Origin of the sequence: Pseudomonas sp. B40(2017) (genome assembly GCF_002112855.1) — a bacterium.
In the GTDB taxonomy this organism is placed as follows: Bacteria; Pseudomonadota; Gammaproteobacteria; order Pseudomonadales; family Pseudomonadaceae; genus Aquipseudomonas; species Aquipseudomonas pharyngis.
The window spans coordinates 252,208-276,117 of the sequence record NZ_NEIT01000004.1 but is presented as its reverse complement, the minus strand read 5'-3'; the positions used below and the strand labels follow the sequence as shown (position 1 = coordinate 276,117).

25 protein-coding genes and 3 pseudogenes are annotated in these 23,910 nt (G+C 60.5%); 9 read left to right on the top strand and 19 right to left on the bottom strand.

All coding sequences use genetic code 11. The features are described 5' to 3' along the window. Position 1: 1 nt before the first annotated feature. Positions 2 to 838: a LysR family transcriptional regulator gene (locus CAF76_RS11985; RefSeq protein WP_085647334.1), complete on the bottom strand. Its 837-nt coding sequence runs from the start codon at positions 836 to 838 to the stop codon at positions 2 to 4. Between the two features lie 111 nt (positions 839 to 949). Between CAF76_RS11985 and CAF76_RS11980 the strand changes: the two genes are divergently transcribed. Further along, a complete protein-coding gene (locus CAF76_RS11980) occupies positions 950 to 1,675 on the top strand; it encodes an SDR family oxidoreductase (protein WP_064598864.1) in 726 nt (241 codons plus the stop codon). 273 nt (positions 1,676 to 1,948) lie between these two features. On the opposite strand, the gene CAF76_RS11975 is transcribed toward CAF76_RS11980, so the two are convergent. Genes CAF76_RS11975 through CAF76_RS11965 form a run of 3 tightly spaced genes read right to left on the bottom strand, consistent with a single transcriptional unit; the run spans position 1,949 to position 3,996 of the window. Further along, entirely contained in the window at positions 1,949 to 3,193 is a 1,245-nt protein-coding gene (locus tag CAF76_RS11975; RefSeq protein WP_085647333.1) for an RNA polymerase sigma factor, read from the bottom strand. Next, positions 3,186 to 3,530: a YciI family protein gene (locus CAF76_RS11970; RefSeq protein ID WP_007951101.1), complete on the bottom strand. Its 345-nt coding sequence runs from the start codon at positions 3,528 to 3,530 to the stop codon at positions 3,186 to 3,188. The genes CAF76_RS11975 and CAF76_RS11970 overlap by 8 nt, the downstream gene beginning before the upstream one ends. Before the next feature lie 40 nt (positions 3,531 to 3,570). Next, on the bottom strand, positions 3,571 to 3,996 hold the full coding sequence (locus tag CAF76_RS11965; protein ID WP_085610764.1) for a nuclear transport factor 2 family protein: 426 nt from the start codon (positions 3,994 to 3,996) through the stop codon (positions 3,571 to 3,573). A 141-nt stretch (positions 3,997 to 4,137) separates the two neighbouring features. Here CAF76_RS11965 and CAF76_RS11960 point away from each other — a divergent pair, with 141 nt between their 5' ends. Together CAF76_RS11960 and CAF76_RS11955 are read left to right on the top strand one after the other, a co-directional pair. Next, on the top strand, positions 4,138 to 4,623 hold the full coding sequence (locus tag CAF76_RS11960; protein ID WP_064598870.1) for an N-acetyltransferase: 486 nt from the start codon (positions 4,138 to 4,140) through the stop codon (positions 4,621 to 4,623). Positions 4,624 to 4,640: 17 nt separating this feature from the next. After that, positions 4,641 to 5,246 (top strand): pyridoxamine 5'-phosphate oxidase family protein, encoded by a 606-nt coding sequence (locus tag CAF76_RS11955; RefSeq protein ID WP_085647332.1) that lies wholly within the window; start codon positions 4,641 to 4,643, stop codon positions 5,244 to 5,246. A 135-nt stretch (positions 5,247 to 5,381) separates the two neighbouring features. Here CAF76_RS11955 and CAF76_RS11950 read toward each other — a convergent pair whose 3' ends face one another. From CAF76_RS11950 to CAF76_RS11940, 3 genes are all read right to left on the bottom strand, one after another. After that, the gene (locus CAF76_RS11950) at positions 5,382 to 5,870 is read right to left on the bottom strand and encodes a GNAT family N-acetyltransferase (RefSeq protein WP_085647331.1); all 489 of its coding nucleotides are present in this window, start codon (positions 5,868 to 5,870) and stop codon (positions 5,382 to 5,384) included. Positions 5,871 to 6,187: 317 nt separating this feature from the next. Continuing rightward, positions 6,188 to 6,682: a GyrI-like domain-containing protein gene (locus tag CAF76_RS11945; protein ID WP_085647330.1), complete on the bottom strand. Its 495-nt coding sequence runs from the start codon at positions 6,680 to 6,682 to the stop codon at positions 6,188 to 6,190. A 68-nt stretch (positions 6,683 to 6,750) separates the two neighbouring features. After that, the gene (locus CAF76_RS11940; protein ID WP_064598875.1) at positions 6,751 to 7,413 is read right to left on the bottom strand and encodes a LysE family translocator; all 663 of its coding nucleotides are present in this window, start codon (positions 7,411 to 7,413) and stop codon (positions 6,751 to 6,753) included. A gap of 140 nt (positions 7,414 to 7,553) precedes the next feature. Here CAF76_RS11940 and alaC point away from each other — a divergent pair, with 140 nt between their 5' ends. After that, entirely contained in the window at positions 7,554 to 8,765 is a 1,212-nt protein-coding gene (alaC, locus tag CAF76_RS11935) for an alanine transaminase (protein ID WP_085647329.1), read from the top strand. Positions 8,766 to 8,861: 96 nt separating this feature from the next. Here alaC and CAF76_RS11930 read toward each other — a convergent pair whose 3' ends face one another. Together CAF76_RS11930 and CAF76_RS11925 are read right to left on the bottom strand one after the other, a co-directional pair. Then, on the bottom strand, positions 8,862 to 10,214 hold the full coding sequence (locus CAF76_RS11930) for a GntP family permease (protein ID WP_085610768.1): 1,353 nt from the start codon (positions 10,212 to 10,214) through the stop codon (positions 8,862 to 8,864). 83 nt (positions 10,215 to 10,297) lie between these two features. After that, positions 10,298 to 10,831 carry a gluconokinase gene (locus CAF76_RS11925; RefSeq protein WP_064598881.1) on the bottom strand — a complete coding sequence of 178 codons (534 nt, stop codon included), beginning with the start codon at positions 10,829 to 10,831 and terminating at the stop codon, positions 10,298 to 10,300. Between the two features lie 216 nt (positions 10,832 to 11,047). Between CAF76_RS11925 and CAF76_RS11920 the strand changes: the two genes are divergently transcribed. Next, the gene (locus tag CAF76_RS11920) at positions 11,048 to 12,079 is read left to right on the top strand and encodes a LacI family DNA-binding transcriptional regulator (RefSeq protein WP_085647328.1); all 1,032 of its coding nucleotides are present in this window, start codon (positions 11,048 to 11,050) and stop codon (positions 12,077 to 12,079) included. A gap of 56 nt (positions 12,080 to 12,135) precedes the next feature. Here CAF76_RS11920 and CAF76_RS11915 read toward each other — a convergent pair whose 3' ends face one another. Further along, positions 12,136 to 13,008: a LysR family transcriptional regulator gene (locus CAF76_RS11915; protein ID WP_085610770.1), complete on the bottom strand. Its 873-nt coding sequence runs from the start codon at positions 13,006 to 13,008 to the stop codon at positions 12,136 to 12,138. A 120-nt stretch (positions 13,009 to 13,128) separates the two neighbouring features. On the opposite strand from CAF76_RS11915, the gene CAF76_RS11910 reads away from it, so the two are divergent. From CAF76_RS11910 to CAF76_RS11900, 3 genes and pseudogenes are all read left to right on the top strand, one after another. Next, positions 13,129 to 13,569, top strand: coding sequence for a PACE efflux transporter (locus tag CAF76_RS11910; RefSeq protein WP_064598890.1), 441 nt, complete (start codon positions 13,129 to 13,131; stop codon positions 13,567 to 13,569). A gap of 125 nt (positions 13,570 to 13,694) precedes the next feature. Next, positions 13,695 to 15,115: pseudogene (locus tag CAF76_RS11905) on the top strand (MFS transporter). Positions 15,116 to 15,268: 153 nt separating this feature from the next. After that, positions 15,269 to 15,835 (top strand): hypothetical protein, encoded by a 567-nt coding sequence (locus CAF76_RS11900; protein ID WP_085647327.1) that lies wholly within the window; start codon positions 15,269 to 15,271, stop codon positions 15,833 to 15,835. An 86-nt stretch (positions 15,836 to 15,921) separates the two neighbouring features. Here the strand turns inward: CAF76_RS11900 and CAF76_RS29030 are convergent. The 6 genes and pseudogenes from CAF76_RS29030 to CAF76_RS11875 form a co-directional block, all read right to left on the bottom strand. Next, positions 15,922 to 16,350 (bottom strand): annotated as a pseudogene (locus CAF76_RS29030) (methyl-accepting chemotaxis protein); the annotation flags it as partial. Between the two features lie 120 nt (positions 16,351 to 16,470). Continuing rightward, a pseudogene (locus CAF76_RS29025) lies at positions 16,471 to 17,241 on the bottom strand (PAS domain-containing protein); the annotation flags it as partial. Between the two features lie 590 nt (positions 17,242 to 17,831). Next, positions 17,832 to 18,845: an ABC transporter substrate-binding protein gene (locus CAF76_RS11890; RefSeq protein ID WP_064598898.1), complete on the bottom strand. Its 1,014-nt coding sequence runs from the start codon at positions 18,843 to 18,845 to the stop codon at positions 17,832 to 17,834. Further along, positions 18,842 to 19,387 carry a sigma-70 family RNA polymerase sigma factor gene (locus tag CAF76_RS11885; protein ID WP_085647325.1) on the bottom strand — a complete coding sequence of 182 codons (546 nt, stop codon included), beginning with the start codon at positions 19,385 to 19,387 and terminating at the stop codon, positions 18,842 to 18,844. Before CAF76_RS11885 ends, CAF76_RS11890 begins: the two co-directional genes overlap by 4 nt. Before the next feature lie 127 nt (positions 19,388 to 19,514). After that, positions 19,515 to 20,306 (bottom strand): phosphate/phosphite/phosphonate ABC transporter substrate-binding protein, encoded by a 792-nt coding sequence (locus CAF76_RS11880; RefSeq protein ID WP_085647324.1) that lies wholly within the window; start codon positions 20,304 to 20,306, stop codon positions 19,515 to 19,517. A gap of 7 nt (positions 20,307 to 20,313) precedes the next feature. Beyond that, positions 20,314 to 21,255, bottom strand: coding sequence for a fatty acid desaturase (locus CAF76_RS11875; RefSeq protein WP_085647323.1), 942 nt, complete (start codon positions 21,253 to 21,255; stop codon positions 20,314 to 20,316). A 337-nt stretch (positions 21,256 to 21,592) separates the two neighbouring features. Between CAF76_RS11875 and CAF76_RS11870 the strand changes: the two genes are divergently transcribed. Then, entirely contained in the window at positions 21,593 to 22,012 is a 420-nt protein-coding gene (locus CAF76_RS11870) for a GNAT family N-acetyltransferase (protein ID WP_085647322.1), read from the top strand. Here CAF76_RS11870 and def read toward each other — a convergent pair whose 3' ends face one another. From def to CAF76_RS11855, 3 genes are all read right to left on the bottom strand, one after another. Further along, positions 22,013 to 22,552, bottom strand: coding sequence for a peptide deformylase (def, locus tag CAF76_RS11865; RefSeq protein ID WP_064598909.1), 540 nt, complete (start codon positions 22,550 to 22,552; stop codon positions 22,013 to 22,015). It lies immediately after the preceding gene. A 2-nt stretch (positions 22,553 to 22,554) separates the two neighbouring features. After that, entirely contained in the window at positions 22,555 to 23,505 is a 951-nt protein-coding gene (locus CAF76_RS11860; protein WP_039766115.1) for a YihY/virulence factor BrkB family protein, read from the bottom strand. A 177-nt stretch (positions 23,506 to 23,682) separates the two neighbouring features. Next, positions 23,683 to 23,874 carry a CsbD family protein gene (locus CAF76_RS11855; protein ID WP_085647321.1) on the bottom strand — a complete coding sequence of 64 codons (192 nt, stop codon included), beginning with the start codon at positions 23,872 to 23,874 and terminating at the stop codon, positions 23,683 to 23,685. Between the last annotated feature and the right edge of the window lie 36 nt (positions 23,875 to 23,910).

Sequence of the window (23,910 nt, the reverse complement as noted above, 5' to 3'; positions counted from 1 at the left end):
CTCAGGCGGCTTCGATGGCCGCCGGGCGGTTCACCTGAAAATACTCGTGCAACCCGCGCATTGTCGGCAACTCCAACGCCTGCGCCGCGTAGCACAATCCCACCCGCCGGGTCGGCGCCGGCAGGTGCAGCGCGCGCACGACGATGCGCTCGTGCCCGCTCACCAGCGACTGCGGCAACATCGCCACGCCGACACCCGCAGCCACCATGTGCAACGCCTGTTGCAGTGAACCGGCGTGCCCGGCCACTACTTCCGGCGAGCGTCCGTACAGCGCCATCAACCGTTGATGCGAAGGATGTTGCGGACAGGTGATCCAGTCTTCGATCGGCGCCCAGCCTGCCTGCGCGTTGGCCATCGGATGGTCGAGAGGCAGCGCCATCACATACGACTCTTCCCACAGCGGCAGGAACAGTTCGTCCTCGCAGCACATGTCCTCGACCGCCAATCGACCATCGCCGTGACAGCCCTCTTCCAGGGTCAGCAGCAGATTGGGCAATGCCTGATGGGCCATCCGCACGAAGGCTTCGATGTGGCTGGCGGCGATGTCGCCCTCGATGCCGAGGGTCAGCGGTACGCGATTTTCGCGGCCGCGAAACATCCGGCTCAGCGCCTCGGATTCGGCCACCATCCGGCGTGCCTGCGGGTACAGCAGTCGCGCTTCGTCGCTGACGTCCACACCACGGGGCTGACGCACGAACAGCGTCGCGCCGAGTTCTTCTTCCAGCTGTTTGATGGTCACCGACAACGTGGGCTGACTGATGAACAGCCGTTGCGCGGCAGCGGTGATGTTGCGTTCTTCGAACACCGCGAGGAAGGCTTTGAGATGGCGGAGATCCATAGGAGATTCCGATAGCAGACAGAGGAATAAGGCATTTTTCAGCCTCCAGCGGGCTAAATATACTGCGTCACGAATCTGGTTATTTGTTTTTCTTATCTCAGGAGTTCAACCATGAGCAAGCCCTTGATCATCATCACCGGCGCCAGCTCGGGCATCGGCGAAGCCACCGCCCGCCGCTTGAGCGCGGCCGGCCATCCACTGTTGTTGCTGGCCCGGCGCATCGAACGCCTCGAAGCTCTGGCACTGCCAAACACCCTCAGCCGCCGCGTCGACATCACTGACCGCGGCGCTTTGCTGGCCGCTGTCGCCGAGGCCGAAGCGCAATTTGGCCCGGCCGATGCGCTGATCAACAACGCCGGGGTGATGCTGCTGGGCGAGATGAGCAAGCAGGATCCGGCACAGTGGGACCAGATGCTCGATGTCAACGTGAAGGGTCTGCTCAACGGCGTGCACGCGGTGGTGGCCGGGATGATCGAGCGCAAGCATGGCACCATCATCAACGTCAGCTCGGTGGCCGGGCGCAAGACCTTCCCCAACCATGTGGCCTATGTCGGGACCAAGTTTGCGGTGCATGGATTGTCGGAAAACCTGCGTGAAGAGTTGTCGCCGCATAATGTGCGGGTGACCACGATTGCGCCGGGTGCGGTGGAGACCGAGTTGCTGAGCCACACCACGGATGAGGCGATCAAGACCGGGTATCAGGCGTGGAAACAGGACATGGGCGGCACGGTGCTGAGCGCCGAGGATGTGGCGACGGCGATTGCTTATGCGTATGGGCAGCCGCAGGGGGTTTGTATTCGCGAGATTGTGATGGCTGCGACTCGGCAGCAGGCCTAAAAGCGAAAGGCGAAAGGCAAAATCAAAAGCGCCCTCACCCCAGCCCTCTCCCGGAGGGAGAGGGAGCCGACCGAGGCGTCTGACGTAATACATCGACCTGAAAAATCGAGTCGATTATGGATTCACGGCGAATTAGTTCACGTCGGCGTCGAGGTGACTTACGTGAGAGTCAGACCTGAAAGATCTGGTCGATTATGGATTCACAGCGAACCGTTCAGGTCGGCGTATATCCCCAATATCCCCGGATCGGTCCCCTCTACCTCTGGGAGAGGGCTAGGGTGAGGGCAAGCGATCCAAAGCCGAAAGCCGCCCCTCGATAAACCGCCGCTCCGGCTCTTGCCGAGTCAATTCCAAGGCTCGCCGGTAAGCCGCCCGCGCCTCTTCAACCCGCCCCAACTGCCGGCAAAACTCCGCCCGCGCCGAATGCGCCAAGTGGTAATCCTGCAACTCCCCACGCCCCAGAATCCCTTCAATCAGCGTCAATCCCGCCAGCGCCCCGTCACGCTTGGCCACCGCCACCGCCCGGTTCAACTCGATCACCGGCGACGGCACCGCCCGCAGCAACACGTCATACAGCCCGACGATCTGCGCCCAGTCCGTTTCCCCCGCCGTCGGCGCTTCGGCATGCACCGCCGCAATCGCTGCCTGCAGGCAGTAAGGCCCGAAGCGTCCCGTGGTCAGCGCCTTTTCCACCAGATCACAGCCTTCGGCGATCAGCTCGGCATTCCACAATCCGCGATCCTGATCATCCAGCAGAATCAGTTCTCCATCCGGCGTCGACCGCGCCGAGCGCCGCGATTCATGCAGCAGCATCAACGCCAGCAGTCCCATGACTTCCGGGTCCGGCAACAACTCCAGCAGCAACCGCCCGAGGCGGATCGCCTCACGGGTCAGGTCTTCGCGGGTCACCTGGGCGCCGCCGGACGCCGAGTAGCCCTCGTTGAACACCAGATAAATCACCCGCAACACGCTGTCGAGGCGTTCGGGCAATTCGCTCAGGCTCGGTACTTGATAAGGGATTTTCGCATCGCGGATCTTGGCCTTGGCCCGCACGATGCGCTGGGCAATCGCCGCCGGGGCCGAGAGGAATGCCCGGGCGATTTCCTCGGTGGTGAGGTCGCAGACTTCACGCAAGGTCAGCGGCACTTGCGCGTCCGCCGCCAGCGCCGGGTGGCAGCAGGTGAAGATCAGGCGCAGGCGATCGTCTTCCACGTCTTCAGCGTCCCATTCGGACTGTTCCAGTTCTTCCAGTTGCGCCAGCAACAACGGCTGCGAGGCCTTGAACCGTGCGCGCCGGCGCAACACGTCGATGGCCTTGAAGCGCCCGGTGGATACCAGCCAGGTCCGCGGATTGTCCGGCACGCCGTCACGCTGCCAGCGTTCGACCGCGACGAAGAACGCCTCGTGCAAGGCTTCTTCGGCGAGGTCGAAATCGCCGAGCAGGCGGATCAGGGTCGCGAGGATCCGCCGCGAGTCTTCGCGATAGACCTGCTCGACCCGCGCCCTGACTTCAGACATTCAACTGGCGCACGGGACGCACTTCGACGCTGCCGACCCGGGCCGCCGGAATGTTGCCGGCGACCTGAATCGCTTCGTTGAGGTCACGCGCGTCGATCAGGTAGAAGCCGGCCAACTGCTCCTTGGTCTCGGCGAACGGGCCGTCGGTGATCGACAGCTTGCCGTTACGCATGCGCACCGTGGTGGCGGTCTGCACCGACTCCAGCGCTTCGGCGGCGACCATTCGGCCGCTGCCCTGGATCGACTCGGCGTAGGCCCAGCATTCGGCATCTTCCGGGCTGTCGGGCGACGAATGCAGCAGGCGCTCATCGCTGTAGACCAGGCATAAATACTTCATGGCGTTCTCCTGAATCGGACGAATCAACTATGGCTGAAGATCAGGGTTTCGCATCGAACAGGGTCGAGCCGGTCATCGGATCGAACGGCGCCGACCAGTGCTCGTGGGCAATTTTCCAGGCACCGCCGACCAGCCGATAACAGGCGGTGGCGCGCATCCAGCAACTCTGGGTTTCGCCCTGTTCATTGGTGCCGCCGCAGTTGGCAACCCAGTGGGCGAAGGCGATGTTGTCGCCTGTTTCGATCGCGATTTCGTGGAACTCGAAGATGTGCGGGCCGGGGCACATTTCCATGCAATCCACCCAGTGCGCGCGGTAGGCCGGTTTGCCCTTGAATTGCAGGGCCTTGATCGCATCGAACGAGAGGATGTCGTCGGCGTACAGCGCCATGACTTTCTCGACGTCCTTGGTCATGACGGCTTCGCGGTAGGTGTTGATCAGGGTCTGGATATCGCTTTGGGCGCTCATGGTGTTCTCCGTGGTTTTTGTTGTGAAGACACCCTTAGTCGTTCGGCGATTTGCCGGATCGACAGCTGAAACAAAAAAAAACCAGCGAACGCAAAGTCGCTAGAATCCAAGGCTCATTTTTGTAGGAAAAAGGAAATTCCCTTGTCAGCCAAACTCGTGCCGTACGAGAGCCTTAACGCCTTGCAGCGCCAGCAGGTCGAAGCGATTGAAATCCACGCCGAGCAGATCAAGTTCTCCGGCGACATCCACGGCGCCCTGCACACGCTGCTGTCGAAACCCGGCCCTGGCGTGAAGGGTTTTGCCCTGCTGGCAGAAGATAAGCCAGTGGCGTTCCTGCTGCTCAAGCGCCCGCCGGTTCTGCCGGAATGGGCCGATGAACACAGCGCCACCCTGCATGCGTTGCAGGTCGATCACCGCGCCCAGGGCAAGGGCTATGGCAAGGCTTGCCTGCTGGCGTTGCCGGAGGTTGCACGTCAGGCCTGGCCGGAAATCAAAGGGCTGGAGCTGTCAGTGGACGCCGACAACGACGCTGCGATTGCGCTGTACGCCAAGTACGGTTTCGTTGACAGCGGCGAAGCGTACAAGGGCCGCATCGGTTACGAGCGGCGCATGGGGTTGTTCTTCTAATCGTCGAGGGAGCAACGATGATCGATTCAATCGAAGCGCTGGAAGCCATCTACGGCTTGCCCCACGAACGGGCGGTGCGCAAACAGATCGGGTTTCTCAACGAGGACTATCAGGCGATGGTCCGGGTTTCGCCGCTGGTGATTGTCAGCTCGGTGGGTGCCGACGGCATCGACGGTTCCCCGCGCGGCGATGCGCCGGGGTTTGTGCGGATCATTGACGAGCGCACTCTGGCTTTGCCGGATCGTCCGGGCAACAACCGCATCGATACCTTGCGCAACGTGTTGCACGATCCACGGGTGTCGCTGCTGTTCATCATTCCGGGGATCGGCGAGACGTTGCGGGTCAACGGTACGGCGACCATCAGCGCTGATCCCGAGTTGCTGGAAAGCTTCGCGGTGAACGGCAAACCGGCGCGTACGGTGTTGCTGGTGAGGGTGGAAGCGGCGTTTTTTCATTGCTCCAAGGTATTCGTGCGTTCGGATGCGTGGAACCCTGAAACCCACTTGCCGCGCTCGGCGCTGCCGACGGCGGGCGCGTTTCACAAGCGTCTGAATGATGGGCAGTTTGATGCCGAGGCTTATGATCGCGAGGCCCCGAAGCGAGTGCTCGACACGCTGTACTGACCAAAACTTGCAAACACCATTTTCCCTTGTGGGAGCGGGCTTGCTCGCGAAGCCGGTGGGTCAGTCAAACTAAATATCGACTGACACGACGCCTTCGCGAGCAAGCCCGCTCCCACAGGGGATTTGCAGTGTTCTTCAGAGAGTCAGGATCATCTCGTGCCACGCCATCCCGCCGTGGTCGGATTCGGACGGTTTGATGTAGGCGAAACCGAATCCGGCGTACAGCGGTATATGCCGTTCCTTGCACATCAGGTGAATCGTCGCCTTGCCCTGCTCGCGCATGCGCTCGATGAATTCACCCAGCAGACGCTTGGCCAGGCCCAGGCCCTGATAATCCGGGTGCACCACCACCGACATGATCACCACGTTCGGCCCCGCCGGGTCGTGGCCGATCAGTTCCTTGAACGCCTCGTCGGACATCTGCACGTCAAACGCCGCGCCGGAGTTGATGAACCCGGCTACCTGCCCGTCCACCTCGGCGACGATGAAACCGTCCGGCCAGGTGGCGATGCGCGTGGCGATCTTTTCGCGGGTCGCGGCTTCGTCGCCCTCGTAGGCGAGGGTTTCGATGGCGTAGCAGCGATCCAGGTCGGCGGCGGTGACGTGGCGGATGGCGGTGTTCATGGCGGCTCGAAATCAGTGGAAACAAGGTCGCCAAGGATAAAGGAATAAGGTGTTCATATCGATCCGCGCAGGGGGCGTAAAGCCTGCGTATAAGCGCTTTTCTTCGGATTCAGGACGGTCTATTTCTGGTGCCTGTCTCTGATCACCCGAGGGGGGAACCGTTTATGAGCAGCGTGGAAATCGGTTTGTTGATGGTGTTGGGCATCAGCTTCTTCGGCTTCATTACCCTGGGCATCGACCTGTTGCGGGCACGACGGATCAAGGGCAAGTAGGGATCGACCGGCAGCGCGAAACGGATTCGCGCTGCCGGTTGCCGATCAGGTTTTCTTTTCCACCGGGACGCAGATTTCCAGTTTTCCGGTATTGAGCTTCGGATTGAAATCGGCGCTGTAGCGTTCCAGCTCCGGGGCGTTGAGCCCTTTGTATTCGGATGCCGGCAGCCAGGTTTTGTAGATGTAATCAATGGTCTGCGGCAACTGATCCAGCGAACCCTTGTGTTCGAACACCGCGTACTGGCGCGGGAGGATTTCGATCCACGGATACTTTTCCTGTGGAAACTCATCGAGCTTGCTGATCTCGACCCCGGCCATGTAGTCAAAACCGCCGTTGCCGTCGAAATTGCTGCAGACACCGTAGGTCACTTCGCCCTTCTGCCCCGGAATATGTCCGATGTGCGGGATCAGTTTTTCCCACAGCGCAGGGATGTCCTGAACGGTCTCTTTGGTGAAGCGATCGCGAAAACCTGCAATCAGCAGGAAGTGTCCATGTTCGAAGCGAGGTTCAGCCACTTCGACGCGTTTTTGCTCATCCATGACTCGACTCCTTGAACGAAAAAAGTGGGTTCGGCTGGGAGTATAGAAGCCAAACCCGATTCGCACATTTACAGCGTATGCAGGGCCTCGGCGGCCCCGGAGCCGACAAACTCGTTATAACCGGATACGATCACGTAGACCGCGAAATAGCAGAAGATCGCGGCAGATGCCATGTACGAATAGCGCAGCAGTTTGTCGCCCAGCAACTTGCCGCCATGGCTCGCGGCGAAACACAGTCCCGCCGACCACAGCAGCCCGGCGCACAGGAAACCACCGAGAAACAGCGCAGAGCTGAGTGGACCGCCGCCACCGGAACGGGCGATCAACGTACCGCCCACCGCCGCAAACCAGAGGATGGCGCTCGGCGACGACATGGCCAGAAAAATCCCACGGAAGAACTCCTTGCGATGGGAGTTCTGGCCGACCTCGGCGGTCGCCGCCAATTGCGCCTCGTGGTGGATCGCCGAATAGATCATCTTCGCCGCGAAGTAGATCAAGAGCGCCGAACCGCCGATCCACAGCACCCAGCGCACGGTTTCGTATTGCAACAGAACGGTCATCCCGGCCAGCGCCAGCACCGCGTAGACCAGGTCACCGACGCAGGTGCCGAGGCCCAGCGCGAAGCCTTGAAAATAGCCGCGCTGCATCGCCAGGGTGATCATCGCGATGTTGGCCACGCCGATATCCAGGCACAGCGAAAGGCTCAGCAAGAAGCCGCTGGTAAATTCCATCAACCGGTTTTCCTTGAGAAAAATTTGTTTACAAAGGCTCTGGACAGTATGCCATCGCTGACCTTATCGTCCGCCACAGGTCACCGCAGTGACCAGCGTCGCTCGGACGGTTCCGGGCGCTTACGTTATCCGAGGCAACAATGGCTGAACAAGGTTCGCCGCGCCGCTTTGCGCGCATTGATCGACTCCCCCCTTACGTTTTCAACATCACCGCCGAGCTGAAGATGGCCGCCCGACGTCGTGGCGAAGACATCATCGACTTGAGCATGGGCAACCCCGACGGCGCCACGCCGCCGCACATCGTTGAAAAACTGGTGCAGGTTGCGCAACGCGAAGACACCCACGGTTACTCCACGTCCAAGGGCATTCCGCGCCTGCGCCGGGCGATTTCCAACTGGTACAAGGAGCGCTACGCGGTAGATATCGACCCGGAAAGCGAAGCCATCGTCACCATCGGTTCCAAGGAAGGCCTGGCGCACTTGATGCTGGCGACCCTGGATCAGGGCGACACCGTGCTGGTGCCAAATCCGAGCTACCCGATTCACATCTACGGTGCCGTGATTGCCGGCGCCCAGGTGCGGTCGGTGCCGCTGGTGCCGGGCGTGGACTTCTTCGCCGAGCTGGAGCGGGCGATTCGCGGCTCGATCCCGAAACCGAAGATGATGATCCTCGGCTTCCCGTCGAACCCGACCGCGCAGTGCGTGGAGCTGGACTTCTTCGAACGGGTGATCGCCCTCGCCAAACAGTACGACGTGCTGGTGGTGCACGACCTGGCCTACGCCGACATCGTCTACGACGGCTGGAAAGCCCCGTCGATCATGCAGGTGCCGGGCGCCAAGGACATTGCGGTGGAGTTTTTCACCCTGTCCAAGAGCTACAACATGGCGGGCTGGCGCATCGGTTTCATGGTCGGCAACCCGGAGCTGGTCAGCGCCCTGGCACGGATCAAGAGCTACCACGATTACGGCACCTTCACCCCGCTGCAGGTGGCCGCGATTGCTGCGCTGGAAGGTGATCAGCAGTGCGTGCGCGACATCGCCGAGCAGTATCGCCAGCGCCGCAACGTACTGGTCAAAGGCCTGCATGAACTGGGCTGGATGGTCGAGAACCCGAAAGCTTCGATGTACGTCTGGGCGAAGATTCCCGAAGCCTACGCGCACCTCGGTTCGCTGGAGTTCGCCAAGAAGCTGCTGGCCGAGGCCAAGGTCTGCGTCTCGCCGGGTGTCGGCTTTGGTGAGTACGGCGACGATCACGTGCGCTTCGCATTGATCGAAAACCAGGACCGGATTCGCCAGGCGGTACGCGGGATTCGCGGGATGTTCCGGGCGGATGGTCTGGTGACCAAATCCTGAGGTGATGATCGTTCCCACGCTCTGCTTGGGAACGATCAATCCACCAAGCACAAAAAAACCGCATCGCTGCGGTTTTTTTGTGTCTTGCGTTCGAGGTTAAACGAACAGCGACAGCAACAGAATAAAGCCCAAACCCACCACCGACAGGATGGTTTCCATCGCGGTCCAGGTCTTGAAGGTCTCGGCGACGGTCATGTTGAAGTACTGCTTCACCAGCCAGAAACCGGCGTCGTTGACGTGGGACAGAATCAGCGAGCCGGCACCGGTGGCCAGCACCAGCAGCTCACGGTTCACGCCCGGAATCATCCCGACCACCGGCACCACAATGCCCGCGCCCGTGATGGTCGCCACGGTGGCCGAACCGGTCGCGATGCGGATCACCGCGGCCACCAGCCATGCCAGCAGGATCGGCGAGATCTGCGCGCTGACCGCCATGTGGCCGATCACGTCGCCCACGCCGCTGGTCACCAGCATCTGCTTGAAGCCACCGCCGGCACCGATGATCAGGATGATCGCCGCGGTCGGCGCCAGGCTCGCGTCGAGCCATTTGAGCATCTGCTGAGAACCGATGCCCTGCTTGTGACCGAAGGTGTACAGCGACAGCAGCAATGCCAGCAGCAGTGCCGAAATCGGGTGACCGATCATGTCCATCCAGGTGCGGAAGAAATGACCGTCCGGCAGCGCCACGTCGGCGAAGGTTTTCAACAGCATCAGGAACACCGGCAGCAGCACGGTGACCAGGGTGATGCTGAAGCTCGGCAGATTGGCCGAATCGTTTTCACGGGCCAGTTGATCGACCAGTTCCTGGTTCGGATGACCCGGAATGTGCTTGGCGATGAACGTACCGAAGATCGGACCGGCGATGATGGCGGTCGGCAGTGCGACGATCAGACCGTAAAGAATGGTCTTGCCGATGTCGGCACCGAACACGCCGATGGCCAGCAGCGGGCCCGGGTGCGGCGGCACCAGACCGTGCACGGCGGACAGGCCGGCGAGCAGCGGGATACCGATCTTGATGATCGACACACCGGTGCGGCGAGCCACGATGAACACCAGCGGAATCAGCAGCACGAAGCCGATTTCGAAGAACAGCGGAATGCCCACCAGGAACGCGGCGAACATCATCGCCCACTGAACCTTGTCCTTGCCGAAGGCGCGGATCAGGGTCTGGGCGATCTGATCGGCACCGCCGGATTCGGCCATCATCTTGCCGAGCATCGTACCCAGCGCGAGGATGATGCCGACGAAACCGAGCACGCCACCGAAGCCGTCCTGGAACGCCTTGATGATGGTGCCGATCGGCATGCCGGAGGTCAGGCCGAGGAACGCGGCGGCGATGGTCAGGGCAATGAAGGGGTGAATCTTGAATTTGGTGATCAGGACGATGAGTCCGATCACCGTAACCACTGCATCGAGCAGCAGGTAGGCGTCATGGGACATGCCAAACATGAGGGGGTGTCTCCTGGTTTGTTGTTGTTATTAAAGCGGGTTAATCAGAAGTCGCATGGACAGCGCTATCTTCGCAATCACACTCATACCGCCTGTTTCAGGCCATGGGCCTGCCACCAGACGTGGGCTTGCGATGCGAGCTCTTCAACGCTGTGGATCGAAGCATTCAGGGCCAGGGTCAACGGCTCGCCCTTGGGCGATTCGAGGGTGGCGAACTGGCTTTCGATCAAGGTGGCCGGCATGAAGTGGCCCGGACGGTGGGACACACGTTCGGCGGCGACTTCAGGCGTCAATTCGAGGAACACGAAACCCAGGCCCGGCAAGGCGCTGCGCAGCACTTCGCGATAACTGTGTTTGAGGGCCGAGCAAGTCAGCACCGGGCGTTCGCCCAGGGCGTCGACGCGGCGCAGTTCGTCGCACAGGCTGTCGAGCCAGCCGGCACGGTCTTCGTCGTTCAGGGGGATCCCCGCGCTCATCTTTTCGATGTTCGCGGCCGGATGGAAAGTATCGCCTTCAATGGCAGTGGCGCCGCTCAATTGGCACAGGGCCTCGCTGACGCACGTCTTGCCGCAACCGGCAACGCCCATGATGACCAGGGCGGTGATGGGATGATTCATGTAACACCTCAGCGCGCAGACAGCGCTACCTTTGCTAGCTATGACTCTAGTGCACAGGCAGAAGTTGCCGACGCCTTCTTGTCGTTTTTTTGGGTTGCAGCAGGTTTTGTCCGTACGCCAAAAAGCGAAGATCAGGCAGGACCTCGCTTACGCATTTGCAGCTGCATAAGGACAGCGCTACCTTAGTGCCTTGATTTTTGTTTGGCAAGCCGCCCGATGACCACCCCTAAAAACGATAAAAACACCCGCACCACCGGCCGTCCCACCCTTAATGAAGTCGCCCGTCTGGCCGGCGTCAGCCCGATTACCGCTTCCCGCGCCCTGCGTGGGGTCAGCACGGTTGCCACCGAACTGGTGGAAAAAGTCCAGAAAGCCGCGCTGGAACTCAACTACGTGGTCAACCCCGCCGCCCGCGCCCTGGCCTCGGCCCAGAGCCATTCGGTGGTGGTTCTGGTGCCTTCGCTGTCCAACCTTTTATTCATCGACACCCTGGAAGCCATTCATCGGGTACTGACGCCCAAAGGCTTCGAAGTGCTGATTGGCAACTTCCACTATTCGCGCGATGAAGAAGAAAACCTGCTGCGCAACTACATGGCCTATCAGCCACGCGGTTTGCTGCTGACCGGTTTCGACCGCACCGAAAGTTCGCGGCGGATGATCGAGGCCAGCAACATTCCCTGCGTGTACATGATGGAACTGGACAGCGCCGCCGGGGTGAACTGCGTCGGCTTCTCGCAGCTCAGTGCCGGCGAAACGGCTGCCGAACATTTGCTGTCCCGTGGCCGCAAGCGTCTGGCGTACATCGGTGCGCAGCTCGATCAGCGCACCCTGCTGCGCGGTGAAGGCTTTCGCAAGGCGTTGCAGAAGGCCGGGCGCTACGACCCGGATCTGGAAGTGCTGACCCCGCGCGCATCGTCCGTGGGCCTGGGTGGCGAGTTGTTCCTGCAATTGCTGGCGGCGCATCCGGATGTCGATGCGATCTTCTTCGGCAATGACGACCTGGCTCAGGGCGCCCTGCTCGAAGCGCTGCGCAACGGGATCAAGATCCCCGAGCAAGTGGCGATCCTCGGCTTCAACGACCTGCCGATGTCGGAACACATGGTGCCGCGCCTGAGCAGCATCAACACGCCCCGAGAAGCGATCGGCAAGCGTGCAGCGGAACAGATGCTGACGCTGATGGCCGGCAACAGCGTGGCGCGGCCGGTGGAGGACATGGGCTTCGAACTCAAAATCCGCGAGAGCACCTGACCCCGCATCACTCCCAGACTTTGATCGTTCCCACGCAGAGCGTGTGAACGATCACCTCACTTCCCAAGCAACTCCACCAGAGCCAGCGCGCCCTTCTGCAACGGCTGGCTCTTGAGCCATACCGCATGCACCGGCAGCACCAGGCCGTTTTCGATGTTGCGGAAATTCAGCCGTTTCAGCCGTCCGCTATCGAGCCACGGCTGCACCACCGACAGCGGAAAATTGCCCCAGCCCAACCCTGCCTCGACCATCTCCAGCGCCGTTTCCAGGTTGTCGGTGCGCCAGTGAGACTCGGCCACCAGCGGCCGGGTTTCGCTGATCGGCAAATCACGACTGCCGACGACGATCTGCCGCACATGCACCAGATCCTCGAGAAACAGATCCTGTCCCTGCAACAGCGGGCTATCCGCCGCCAGCGTGGCGATCATTCGTTCGCTGCCGACAAACTGAAACCGTTCCAGCACATTCACGCTCAACCCGGCGAACGCCAGGCACACGCTGACCCGGCCACTGTGAAGCATTGCCAGCACATCATCCTGCGGCGCAGTCAGCACTTCGATGTCGAGCAGCGGATGACGCTCGCTGAGGTCCTTGATCGCCGTCAGCAACCGTCGGCGATCAATATCCGCCGCCACGCCGATCGACAACTTGCTCTCCAGCCCCAGCGACAACTGCACCGCATGCACCTGCAATTGCTTGAGCTGATCGGCGATCAGCCGCGCATGGGGTACCAGCGACAGCGCCATCGCAGTGGGCTGCGGTTCGCGATGGCTGCGATCAAACAGCGAGTAACCGAGTTCGGCCTCCAGATTGCCGATGGCCATGCTCACCGCCGACGGGACTTTGCCCAACGCCCTGGCGGCGGCGGAAAACGAGCCGCGCTCGATCACGGCAAGAAACAGCTCGATGCTTTCACTGTTGAAATTCACTTCACACACCTATCAATAAAACTGAAAGCTACTGACTTTTTCTGTCACCTGCATTGAAGCTATCTTTCGTCGCCTTCGCCAGCCCACTGGTCACAAGTCGCAAGAAAGAGGCAATTCCCCATGCAAGGCGTCAAACGCAAACTGGTCTATGTGTCGCTCTATGAAGTGATCGGCATGACCTTCTCGGCCCTTGGCCTGGCCCTGTTGTCCGGCACTTCGCCCGGCAGCACCGGCCCGCTGGCGGTGATCATCACCACCATCGCCGTGACCTGGAACTTTATCTACACCTCGCTGTTCGAGCGATGGGAAAGCCGTCAGGTGTCGCGCACCCGCACGGTGAAACGGCGCATCGCCCACGCCGTCGGCTTCCAGCTGACGCTGATCGTGTTCCTGATTCCACTGATCGCCTGGTGGATGAACATCAGTCTGGTGCAGGCCTTTTTGCTGGATCTGGCGCTGATCGTGTTCATCCCTTGCTACACCTTCGCGTTCAACTGGCTGTTCGATAAGGTGTTCGGCCTTCCGGCCTCGGCATTGCCGGATCCGCAGCCCGCGACATAAATCGTTAATTGGTAAGCGGATATTGCAAGAAATCGGCGGATTTACTGCGCCAACCGCCGATATAAACAATCCTTGATTTCCGATAGCAGGCTAAGCTTTTCCATCAATAAAAAATGGATCAGCCCATGACTGCAAACGCCCCCGCCGCGCAATGCGACGGCATCGACCCGATACGCGCCGCCGAGATCTCCGCCCGCATCGACCGCCTCCCGGCAGTCGCCACCCTCTGGCGGCTGGTGGCACTGCTGTCGATCGGTGGTTTTTTCGAACTCTACGACCTGTTCCAGACCGCCTACATCAGCCCCGGCCTGATCCGCGATGGCATCTTCGCCACCGGCAATCAGGGCGTGTTCGGTTTCTCCGATCAGGCTGCGTTCGCCTCGGCGACGTTCCTCGGTTTGTTTCTCGGCGCCAGTCTGCTGAGCCCGATGGCCGATCGGTTCGGTCGGCGGGCGATCTTCACCTTCGCGCTGGTCTGGTACACCGTGGCCACGGTACTGATGGGCGTGCAGAGTTCGGCGTTGGGGATCATCTGCATGCGTTTTCTGGTGGGCATTGGCCTCGGCATCGAACTGGTGACCATCGACGCCTACCTCTCGGAACTGGTGCCCAAGCGCATGCGCAGTTCGGCGTTTGCCTTCGCATTTTTCGTGCAGTTCCTGTCGGTGCCGGCAGTGGCGTTGATGTCTTGGTGGCTGGTGCCGCAAGCGCCGTTCGGGGTGTCCGGCTGGCGTTGGGTGGTGTTGGCGAGCGCGGTGTTTGCACTGTTCATCTGGTGGCTGCGCAAACGTCTGCCGGAGTCGCCGCGCTGGCTGGCGCAGCATGGCCGCTTCGATGAGGCGAACCGGATTCTCGATAACATCGAGGCGCGCTGCGAGAAGGATCACCGCAAGCCATTGGATGCACCGGAAGCGGTAGCCGTCGATGTCGAAGGCAAGGGCCGTTTCGCCGATATCTGGCAACCGCCCTATCGCCGCCGCGCGTTGATGCTGATCGTCTTTCACATTTTCCAGGCCATCGGTTTCTTCGGCTCGGCAACTGGCTGCCGGCGTTGCTTTCCGGTCAGGGCGTCAGCGTCACTCACAGCTTGATGTACGCGTTCATCATCACCCTCGCCTACCCCCTCGGCCCGCTGCTGTTCGTCAAATTCGCCAACCGTTTCGAGAACAAGTGGCAGATCGTCGGCTCGGCCCTCGGCGCCATGACCTTCGGCACCCTGTTCGCGTTGCAGACCAGCGCCTTCGGCCTGATCTTTTGCGGCGTGATGATTACCTTCTGCAACGCCTGGCTGAGCTTCAGTTATCACTCCTATCAGAGCGAGCTGTTCCCCACCAACATCCGCGCCCGGGCGGTGGGCTTCTGCTATTCGTTCAGTCGCTTGTCGACGGTATTCAGCAGCCTGTTGATCGGTCTGTTCCTCGACCACTTCGGCACACCGGGCGTGTTGGCGTTCATCGTCGCCAGCATGTTGATCGTGATGCTGACCATCGGCTATTTCGGCCCCCGCACCCGAAACCTGGCGCTGGAAAACATTGCCCATCGCTGACGGACAACGGTCATCCTCTGCCGCCCACCGGCAAGGGATGACCGCTTCACCTGTTCACGAAAAACCACAAGCCATTGATAAATATGAATTTATTCAACAGGCACGGTAATTGCTGCCTAGGGCTGACAGTCATTACCTACAGGTTCATTCATCATGTTGGTCAGTGCAAAACAACAACAAATCATTCATCTACCCAAGCAGCTGAATGACGATGCAACCGCCACCGCCGCAGCCGGACTGCAAGGCGGCCTGCACGGCGCGATGCTGCAAACCCTGCAAAACCAGGCCCAGGCGCAAACCGCCGAAGCCACCGCCAAGGTGCAGGAATCGGCCACGCAACTGGCGACCCAGCAAGTCAGCGAAGCCACGCGCATCAGCGACAACGTCGACGAGGCGTTCGCCAAGACCCGTGTCGCTCTGCAAACCTCCGATTCTTCGCAGACCAAATCCACGGGCTCATCGGCTATGGATGAGTTCAAGGACTACATGAGCAAAACGCCGGAACAGCGTCTGCGCGACAGTATCCTCCAGGAAATGGGCCTGACCGAGGACGACATCAAAGCCATGCCGCCGGAGAAACAACTGGCCATCGGCAAAGAAATCGCCGAGCGACTGCAGGACAAGATGAAGCTGGCCGAAGCCGAGAAGCAGAACAAGCAAGACGCCAACTCGGCGAAGATCAGCGACGAGTCGGCTGACAAGTTCCTCGCTTCGCTCTGACTGCTGCCGGTTGAATCGGATTAAACACTGACACCTGTGGGAGCGGGCTTGCCCGCTCCCACAGGTTTTTCGGATGTTGCGATCAGTCAGTTCAACTGCAACGTCTCGTTGAACTGGCTGATCGCATCCACCACATGCCGCGAGCCCTGCTGAATCTCCCGAATCGCATCCCCCGCCTCGTTCGCCAGTTCCACCCCGAGCCCGGTGCGGCTCAGGCTCGACTGCATACTCGACACCGCGCTTAACGACAGCTCATGGTTTTTACGCACCACATCGACAATCTCCAGGGTTGCCTGACTGGTCCGCGCCGCGAGGCTGCGCACCTCGTCCGCCACCACGGCAAAACCCCGCCCGTGCTCACCCGCCCGCGCCGCTTCAATGGCGGCGTTGAGCGCCAGCAGGTTGGTCTGATCGGCAATGCCGCGAATGGTCTGAACGATGGTGCCGATGATGTCCGACTGTTTGCTGACCGCATCGATGCTCAGCGCCGCCTCGTTGAGGTCGCGGGAAATGTCCTGAATGATCTGCACCGTTTGCTGCACGACCTGTGAGCCTTTTTGCGCGCAGGCGTCGTTTTGTACCGAGGTGCTGTGAGCCGATTCCGCAGCAGTCTGTAAGGTAGTCATCTGGTGGGTGATGTCGCTGGCGAACTTCACCACTTTGTACAACCGACCCTTGGCGTCGAACAGCGGGTTGTAAGAAGCTTCGAGGTAAACGGTCTGCCCCGACTTGTTCTTGCGCTCGAAGCGGTGCGAGTGATATTCGCCGCGATTGAGCGAGGCCCAGAAGGCCTTGTACTGCGCGGACTCGGCCTCGACACGGTGACAGAACAGGCTGTGATGATGGCCGACGATTTCGTTGAGCGAGTACTGCATGGTCTTGAGGAAGTTGTCGTTGGCCGTGATCACATTGCCTTCCGGGGTGAACTCGATCACCGCCATAGAGCGACCGATGGCGGCCAGCATGCTCTCCTCTTCCTTCTCCTTGTTCACTCGCGCGGTGATATCCGCCGCCACTTTGATCACACTTCGGACCTGTTTGTCCGGGCCATACACCGGCATGTAACTGGCTTCGAGCCAGATCTCCCGACCGCTTTTGTTCAAACGCAGGAAAGTGCCGCTGATGGGTTCGCCCCGGGCCAGGTCACGCCACAATTTGGCGTATTCCTCGCTGCGGTAAAACTCCTCTTCACAAAAGATCCGGTGGTGTTTGCCACGCACTTCCTCGGCGCTGTAGCCCATGGTCTTGCAGAAGTTGTCATTGGCATCCAGAACGATGCCCTCGGGGGTGAATTCGATCATTGCCATCGAACGGCTGATCGCCGCCAGCTTGGCGTTGGCTTCGGTCAGGGCACAGCTGAAACGTTCGATTTCCTGCAGATCAGCCTTGTGATGTAGGTTGAACATGTCTCTATCACCTTCCGCGCGTTCTTTTGATTTGATGAAAGTTCAGGTCTTTCAGAATCCACCACTACGTTCCACAGAACAGGCACACGCCTTCCTCCACGGGAGGAAGTTGTCAGGTGATAAACGATGATTAATCAAAGAGTCCATGCAGCGACGCTCTAATCAAGACATCCTTTTCTTGATAGCCCGCAGGCGGGCCATTCCTAACATGCAGAAGAACTTCCATTTAAAAAACAGCTCCTTGTCGGTCAAGTGTCGGTGCCTTGGATTGCGCACTCTGGCAGCTTTGTTCACGGCTAACCGATTGCCGCCGGAGCGCTTTGAATGGCGGTCGACATAGTTAGTTATGAATGAGCATAGACAGCGCAAGGCCTTGCGCAAGGCCACTAGTCGGCCAGTAATGCGGGAGTTCGGACAGGAAGCGGACGAGAAACGGTTCAGCGCAAAAACGTTTTTGCCGGTCGGACGCCATCGCGGGCAAGCCGCGCTCCCACAGGTACCACGCTGGCTTTAACATTGCGCACAACCCTGTGGGAGCGGGCTTGCCCGCGATGGCGTCGGTGCAGCACTACAGAAATATCAGAAAAGAACTACAGACTCCCACTCACCTTGTTCGCCACATCACCCGGCACCCAAGGCTTCCACACTTGCGGTTGATCGCGCAGGAACGCCTCGGCCACCTGCCGTGGCTGCTGGCGCTTTTCGCTCATCCCGGCCAGAGTCTGGTTCAGCAGATCGATCGGCAAGTCGACCTTTTCAAAGAACGTCACCAGCTCCGGATACTGCGCCTTGAACGGCGCCGACACGCCAATCGCCAGGCTCGCCGGCATCGAACGGGTGCCTCTCGGATTGGGGTTGTTGGCATCGGCCAGGGTTTTCCAGGCTTCGGCGTCGAACGGTGGCTCTTCCAGCTTCACCAGTTTGAAGCGACCGAGCAGCGGCGTCGGCGACCAGTAGTAGAACAGCACCGGTTTGCCCCGCTTGATCGACGACGCCACCTCGGCATCCAGCGCCGCGCCGGAGCCGGTGCGGAAGTTGACGTAACTGTCGTTCAACGCATACGCCTTGAGTTTCTGGCTGTTGACGATTTCAGAGGTCCAGCCGGTCGGGCTGTTGAGGAAGCGCCCGCGGCTCGGGTCTTCCGGGTCCTTGAACACATCCTTGTAGCGCGGCAGATCGGCCACGGATTTCAGTTCCGGCGCCAGCGGTTTGATCCCGCGCTCCGGGTCGCCCTTGATCACGTATTCCGGCACCCACCAGCCTTCGGTGGCGCCCTTCACCGTGTCGCCGAGGCCAAACACCTTGCCCTCGGCGGCAGCCTTGACCCACGCGGGACTACGCCCTGCCCACTCTTCGCCGATCACCTGAATGTCGTTTTTCGCCAGCGCCGCCTCCAGGCTGACGGTGCTGCCCGGCAGGGTGTCGGTCGGGTAGCCGTAGCCTTTCTCGACGATCAGGCGCAGCACTTCGGTGATGAAACTGCCGCTTTCCCAGGTGATGTCACCGAAGTGGATCGGCGCGGTTTTTTCCGCTGCCACGGCGTGGCCGGCGGTCAGGGTCAGGGCCAGCAGCGAACTGCCGAGCAGGGTTTTGAGCGATCTCATGCGGACCTCTTGTTCTGGGAGGAAATCAGGGTTTGGTTGGCGCTGTGGCGGTTGCACAAGGCCTGGGAGCGGGTCATGTACAGGCTCACCGAACGTTGGGAGATACCCAGTTCGGCGGCGATTTGCGGGTAGGTCAGGCCGTCGATTCGCGCCAGCAGGAAGGTCGAACGCACCTTGCCCGGCAGGCGCTGGAGCGTCCGGTCCAGGTGCTTGAGGCTCTGCGACAGGTCGGCGAGTTCTTCGGGAGACGGCGGGTGATCGAAGTCACCCTGATGAAGCTGATGCAAATGCCGACGCTCCAGATCACGCCGCCGCCAGCGCTCGTACAGCAGGCGTTGGGCGATGGTGGTGAGCAAGGCGCGGGGTTCACGGATGGCGGTCAGGCCCGGCGATTCGAGCAGTTGCGCGAAGGTTTCGGCGGCGATGTCTTCGGCGGTGGCCGCATCATTCGATTGCCGACGCAGACGTGTGCACAACCACTGGTAATGGTCGCCAAACAACGTGTGCACATGATTGCGATGGGATGAGTCGGCGCCGGACATGGGGGCTCCTTGGTCAAGGGTCGCTGAATGTCCGGTCGTCCGGTGGCGCGATCCTAGCAAGGCGCCTTATGCGTTAAAAATACTTAAAAAGAATTTTTATATTCCATTAGTGAATTACAAGAGACTGCTAGCGCAAGCGGCCATAACCCAGTTCTTCGGCCTCGCGCTGATAATCCAGCAGGACGAGGTAATCACTTTCACTGGCGGGCAGGACTTCGGGCAAACCGAGGATGCGGGCCACATCGGGCAGGTCTTGAAGGCTGCGATTCATCGCCCGGCGCAGGTGTTCAATCTGTTCGTCCGTCGTGCTGGCAGCGGTGATGAAGGGCAAGGTCGGGCTGAACGCACTGCGTGCCACTACCCGCAAGCCGCTGACCTCTGCGGCGGCGTACTGCGCCAGGTACGCAAAGGTCACGCTGTCGATGGCCGCCAGATCGGCACGGTCTTCGCGCAACCAGCGCAGGCTTTCGCGGTGGCCGCCACTGATGCCCACAGAGGCGAAAAACTGACCGTCCCGATGCAGCGGCGCCAAACGCTGACGCAACAGGTTCATGCCGCTGTTGGAGTCCTCGCTGTTGATCACCCCGCGACTGTCGAAGAACTCTGCCAGATTGCGGCGCGGATCCTCGGCGCGGGCGAGGATCAGGCTGCAATGGTTGCCGGCGCTGGCGTCGGGCAATTCGTAACGCGGACGACCGACAATCTTTACCTGCCCACGCAGCGCGGTCATCAGCGGATAGCCGCAGGTCTGGGTCAGCAACAAATCAGGCGAGCGCCAAAGTTCAAGCAACGACAAGCCGTCGGCATCGAGCCGCGAACGGCCCAGGTGTTCGAGAATCCGCGCCAGCCACTGCTCGTTCGCCGCGCGAATCGGCTCGGGTGCGATGTACATCAACAGTTCTGCGTAACCTGACGTCATGCTGGCCTCAAATAAAAGGATGCTGCGGGCTGTCGATCGGCTTGATGCCGTGCCGGCGCCACAGTTGCCCATAACCTTGCACCAGAAACCCGCCGCTGCGCGCCACCCATTGCTCCCGGCGCATGCGGTAGGCCTTGGGCAAGTCGTACCACGAAAGCTTCGGCAAATCGTGGTGTACCAGATGGAAATTCAGGTTCAGGAACAGCCAGCGCCACGGCCATCCGGCTTCGTTGAGCACCGTGCGCTGCTCCGGTTGCGTGTGCGGTCGGTGTTCATAGTAGGAGCGAACCATTGCGATCGACAGCGCCGGCACACTGATCAAAAACAGGTAATGCCACACCGGCAACACGCTGTAGCGGGCGATGAAAAAAAGCATCAGCACGGTCAGGGCGCCGTGAGTCAACCACATCAGCCAGGCCTGGCGCTCGCCGCTTTTCAGACGTTGCAGTTCTTCACTGGCCAGCGCCAGCAACGCCAGCGGCGCGCCAAGAATGAATCGGCCCAATACGGTTTTGTTCAGCCAGTGCAGGCTGCGTTCGAACAACGAACGGCCCTGCCAGCGCTCGGCACTCAGGTAACGGCTCTCGGGATCGACGCCGGGAATCGTCAGGTCTTCGTCGCGATGGTGCTGCAAATGACTGTCGCGATAGAGCGTGTAGGGATACCACACCGCAAACGGCGCATAGCCGAGGATTTTGTTGACGAAGGTCCAGCGCGTCGGATGACCGTGAAGCAATTCGTGCTGCACCGACAGCCACAGCACCAGTAACGGAATCAGCAGCAGCGTGCTCCACCAGACGCCGAGCCATTCGCTGCCCAGCACAATCGCGAACCAGCCACCATATACGCCAATCAGCAGCAGCCAGGTCGGCCACTCGGTGCGGGCGGTGAAGCGCTGGCTCAGGGTTTCGATCTGTAGGCGATGGGCATCGTCGAAATAGTGGGGCATGGCGTGGCTCGGAACGAGGGTCTGATCGTTCTGTGCAACACCAACGGGAAATCTTGCAGATTATTTTTGCGGGCTGTTTTCAAGGGCAAGACAGGAGCCCGGATCCGGGCTCCCGAACGGCGTGATCAATGGCCAAAGATGTCGACTTTTTTCGCCCTCTTCTCGTGGCGTTTTTCGATGGCGGTCTTGGCCGGTTTCTTCTTCGCGGCTTTTTTCGAATCCATACCTTTGGACATGATGCGTACTCCACTCAGGGGGGATGTGAGATCAGGTATACACCTATCCCGGCGGGCACGTTGTTTTATAATCCGCGGCTTTTGCACCGGCAGTCCGATTCATGACCGACATCCGTTACAGCCAGCTCGATGACCTGTCCTGGCCCCTGATGAACAAGTTCTACCGCCAGCATCAATCGTCGATGAAAGCCGTGCGCGAGGCGCAATTGTGGGTGGCGCGGCGGGAGGAAATCGTGGCGGCGCTGTGCCTGCGGCCGGTGTTCGGCGGACATTGGTTGACCGGGTTGTTCGTCGATCCGGCCTGCCGTGAGCAAGGCATTGCCGCGCAGCTGATTGCCGAAGCGGTGAAGGGTGTGGATATGCCGGTGTGGCTGTTCTGCCACCCGGACTTGCGCGGATTCTACGAGCGGCGCGGCTTCACTTTCGATCCTGCCCTGCCCCAGGCCATGGCCGAGCGCTTGAGTCGTTATGCGCGGAGCAAGCCGATGATTGCCATGGAACTGGCACCGCGCGCGGGCTAGTCAGTCGTCAGCGTTGGGATCGAGATCCGGAAACATCACTTCGGTAAAACCGAACTTGCTGAAATCGGTAATGCGCGACGGGTACAGGCGCCCGATCAGGTGATCGCATTCATGCTGTACCACCCGCGCATGGAACCCTGAGGCCACCCGCGAGATCGGCTCACCCTTGGGGTCGACGCCTTCGTAACGGATCCGCTGGTATCGATCCACCGCGCCCCGCAGGCCCGGCACCGACAGGCAGCCTTCGAAGCCCTCCTCCATCAGCGGACTGAGCGGCGTGATCAGCGGGTTGATCAGGATCGTCTGCGGCACTGCTTCGGCGTCCGGGTAACGCTCGCTGTGCTCGAAACCGAAGATCACCAGTTGCAGATCGACACCGATCTGCGGCGCGGCGAGACCGACGCCGCCGACGCTTTCCATGGTCTGGAACATGTCGTCGATCAATTGCCACAGCTCGGGACTGTCGAGCATTTCGGCGGGCACCGGCGGCGCGATGCGCAGCAGGCGTTCGTCGCCCATCTTCAGGATTTCACGGATCATGATCAGGCTTCGTCAGTGTTCGGCTTGAGCGAGTGATCGCGCCCGAGGCCGGAAACGTGTTGTTTGGGATGTTCATCGAGTTCGCCGGGGACTTTCTCGCCCGAATCCTTGCCCTCGCTGGACATGTGTTCGATCACCGCATTCATCTCCGCACCGAGCAACAACACGGCGGCGGAAATGTAGAAATACAGCAACAGCACGATGATCGCACCGATGCTGCCATACATGGCGTTGTAGTTGGCGAACGTCTTGACGTAGAACGCGAAGCCCAGGGACGCGATGATCCATACCACCACCGCCAGCACCGAGCCGGGGGTGATGAAACGGAATTCCTGTTTGACGTCGGGCATCACGTAATAGATCAGCGCCACGGCCACCATCATCAGAATCACGATCACCGGCCAGCGGGCGATGGTCCACAGGGTGACGATGACTTCTTCGAGCCCGACCTGCGCGGCGATCCAGCCCATCACCTGCGGGCCGAGCACCATCAGCGCTGCGGCCACCAGCAACATGCCGGCGATGCCGACGGTGTAGATGATCGACAGCGGAAACCGCTTCCACAGGGGCCGGCCCTCGACCACGTCGTAGGCGGCGTTCATCGCACTCATCATCAGGCGCACGCCGGCGGACGCGGTGTACAGGGCGATGACGATACCCACCGAAAGCAGGCCGCCCTTGGATTGCTGCAGTTGATCGATCACCGGGTTGACCTGCTCCAGCGCCTGGGGCGGCAACACCAGTTCCGATTGCAGGCGCAGCCAGGAGAAAAAGTCCGGCAGGTGCAGAAAACCGATCAGGGCAATCAGGAACAGAATGAACGGGAACAGCGAAAACAGCATCTGGTAGGCCAGTGCAGAGGCATAGGTCGACATCTCGTCGTCGACGAATTCGGTGACCGTGCGCACCATCACCCGGTGCAGGGGCAGACCTTTCATGTCCGGAAAAATCATTCGCGTCTCCTTTCGCCGCAGAACAGGTTGAAGTCGTGGCGACTCAGGGGCCGTTTTTCTTTCATCAAAGTAGCTCACTTGGCGACTTTGAAACACTGTGATCCGTGACCGCATGTGAGCGGGATACGAAAACGGCCATCCTTGGATGGCCGCTTCGCTGTTTCGTTCAAGGCCGGATCAGGCCTTGTCGACGCCCTTCTTGACCGCGTCCTTGGCTTTGCCCACTGCTTGCTGGGCCTCGCCCTTCTTCTCTTGCACTTTGCCTTCGGCTTGCAGTTTGGTGTTGTCGGTGGCTTTGCCGACACCCTGCTTGACGTTGCCGACCGCTTCATTAGCCATGCCTTTCACTTTATCGCCGGTGCTACCCATGGTGTTTCTCCTTGGAACATTGACGGGGAAGTCAGT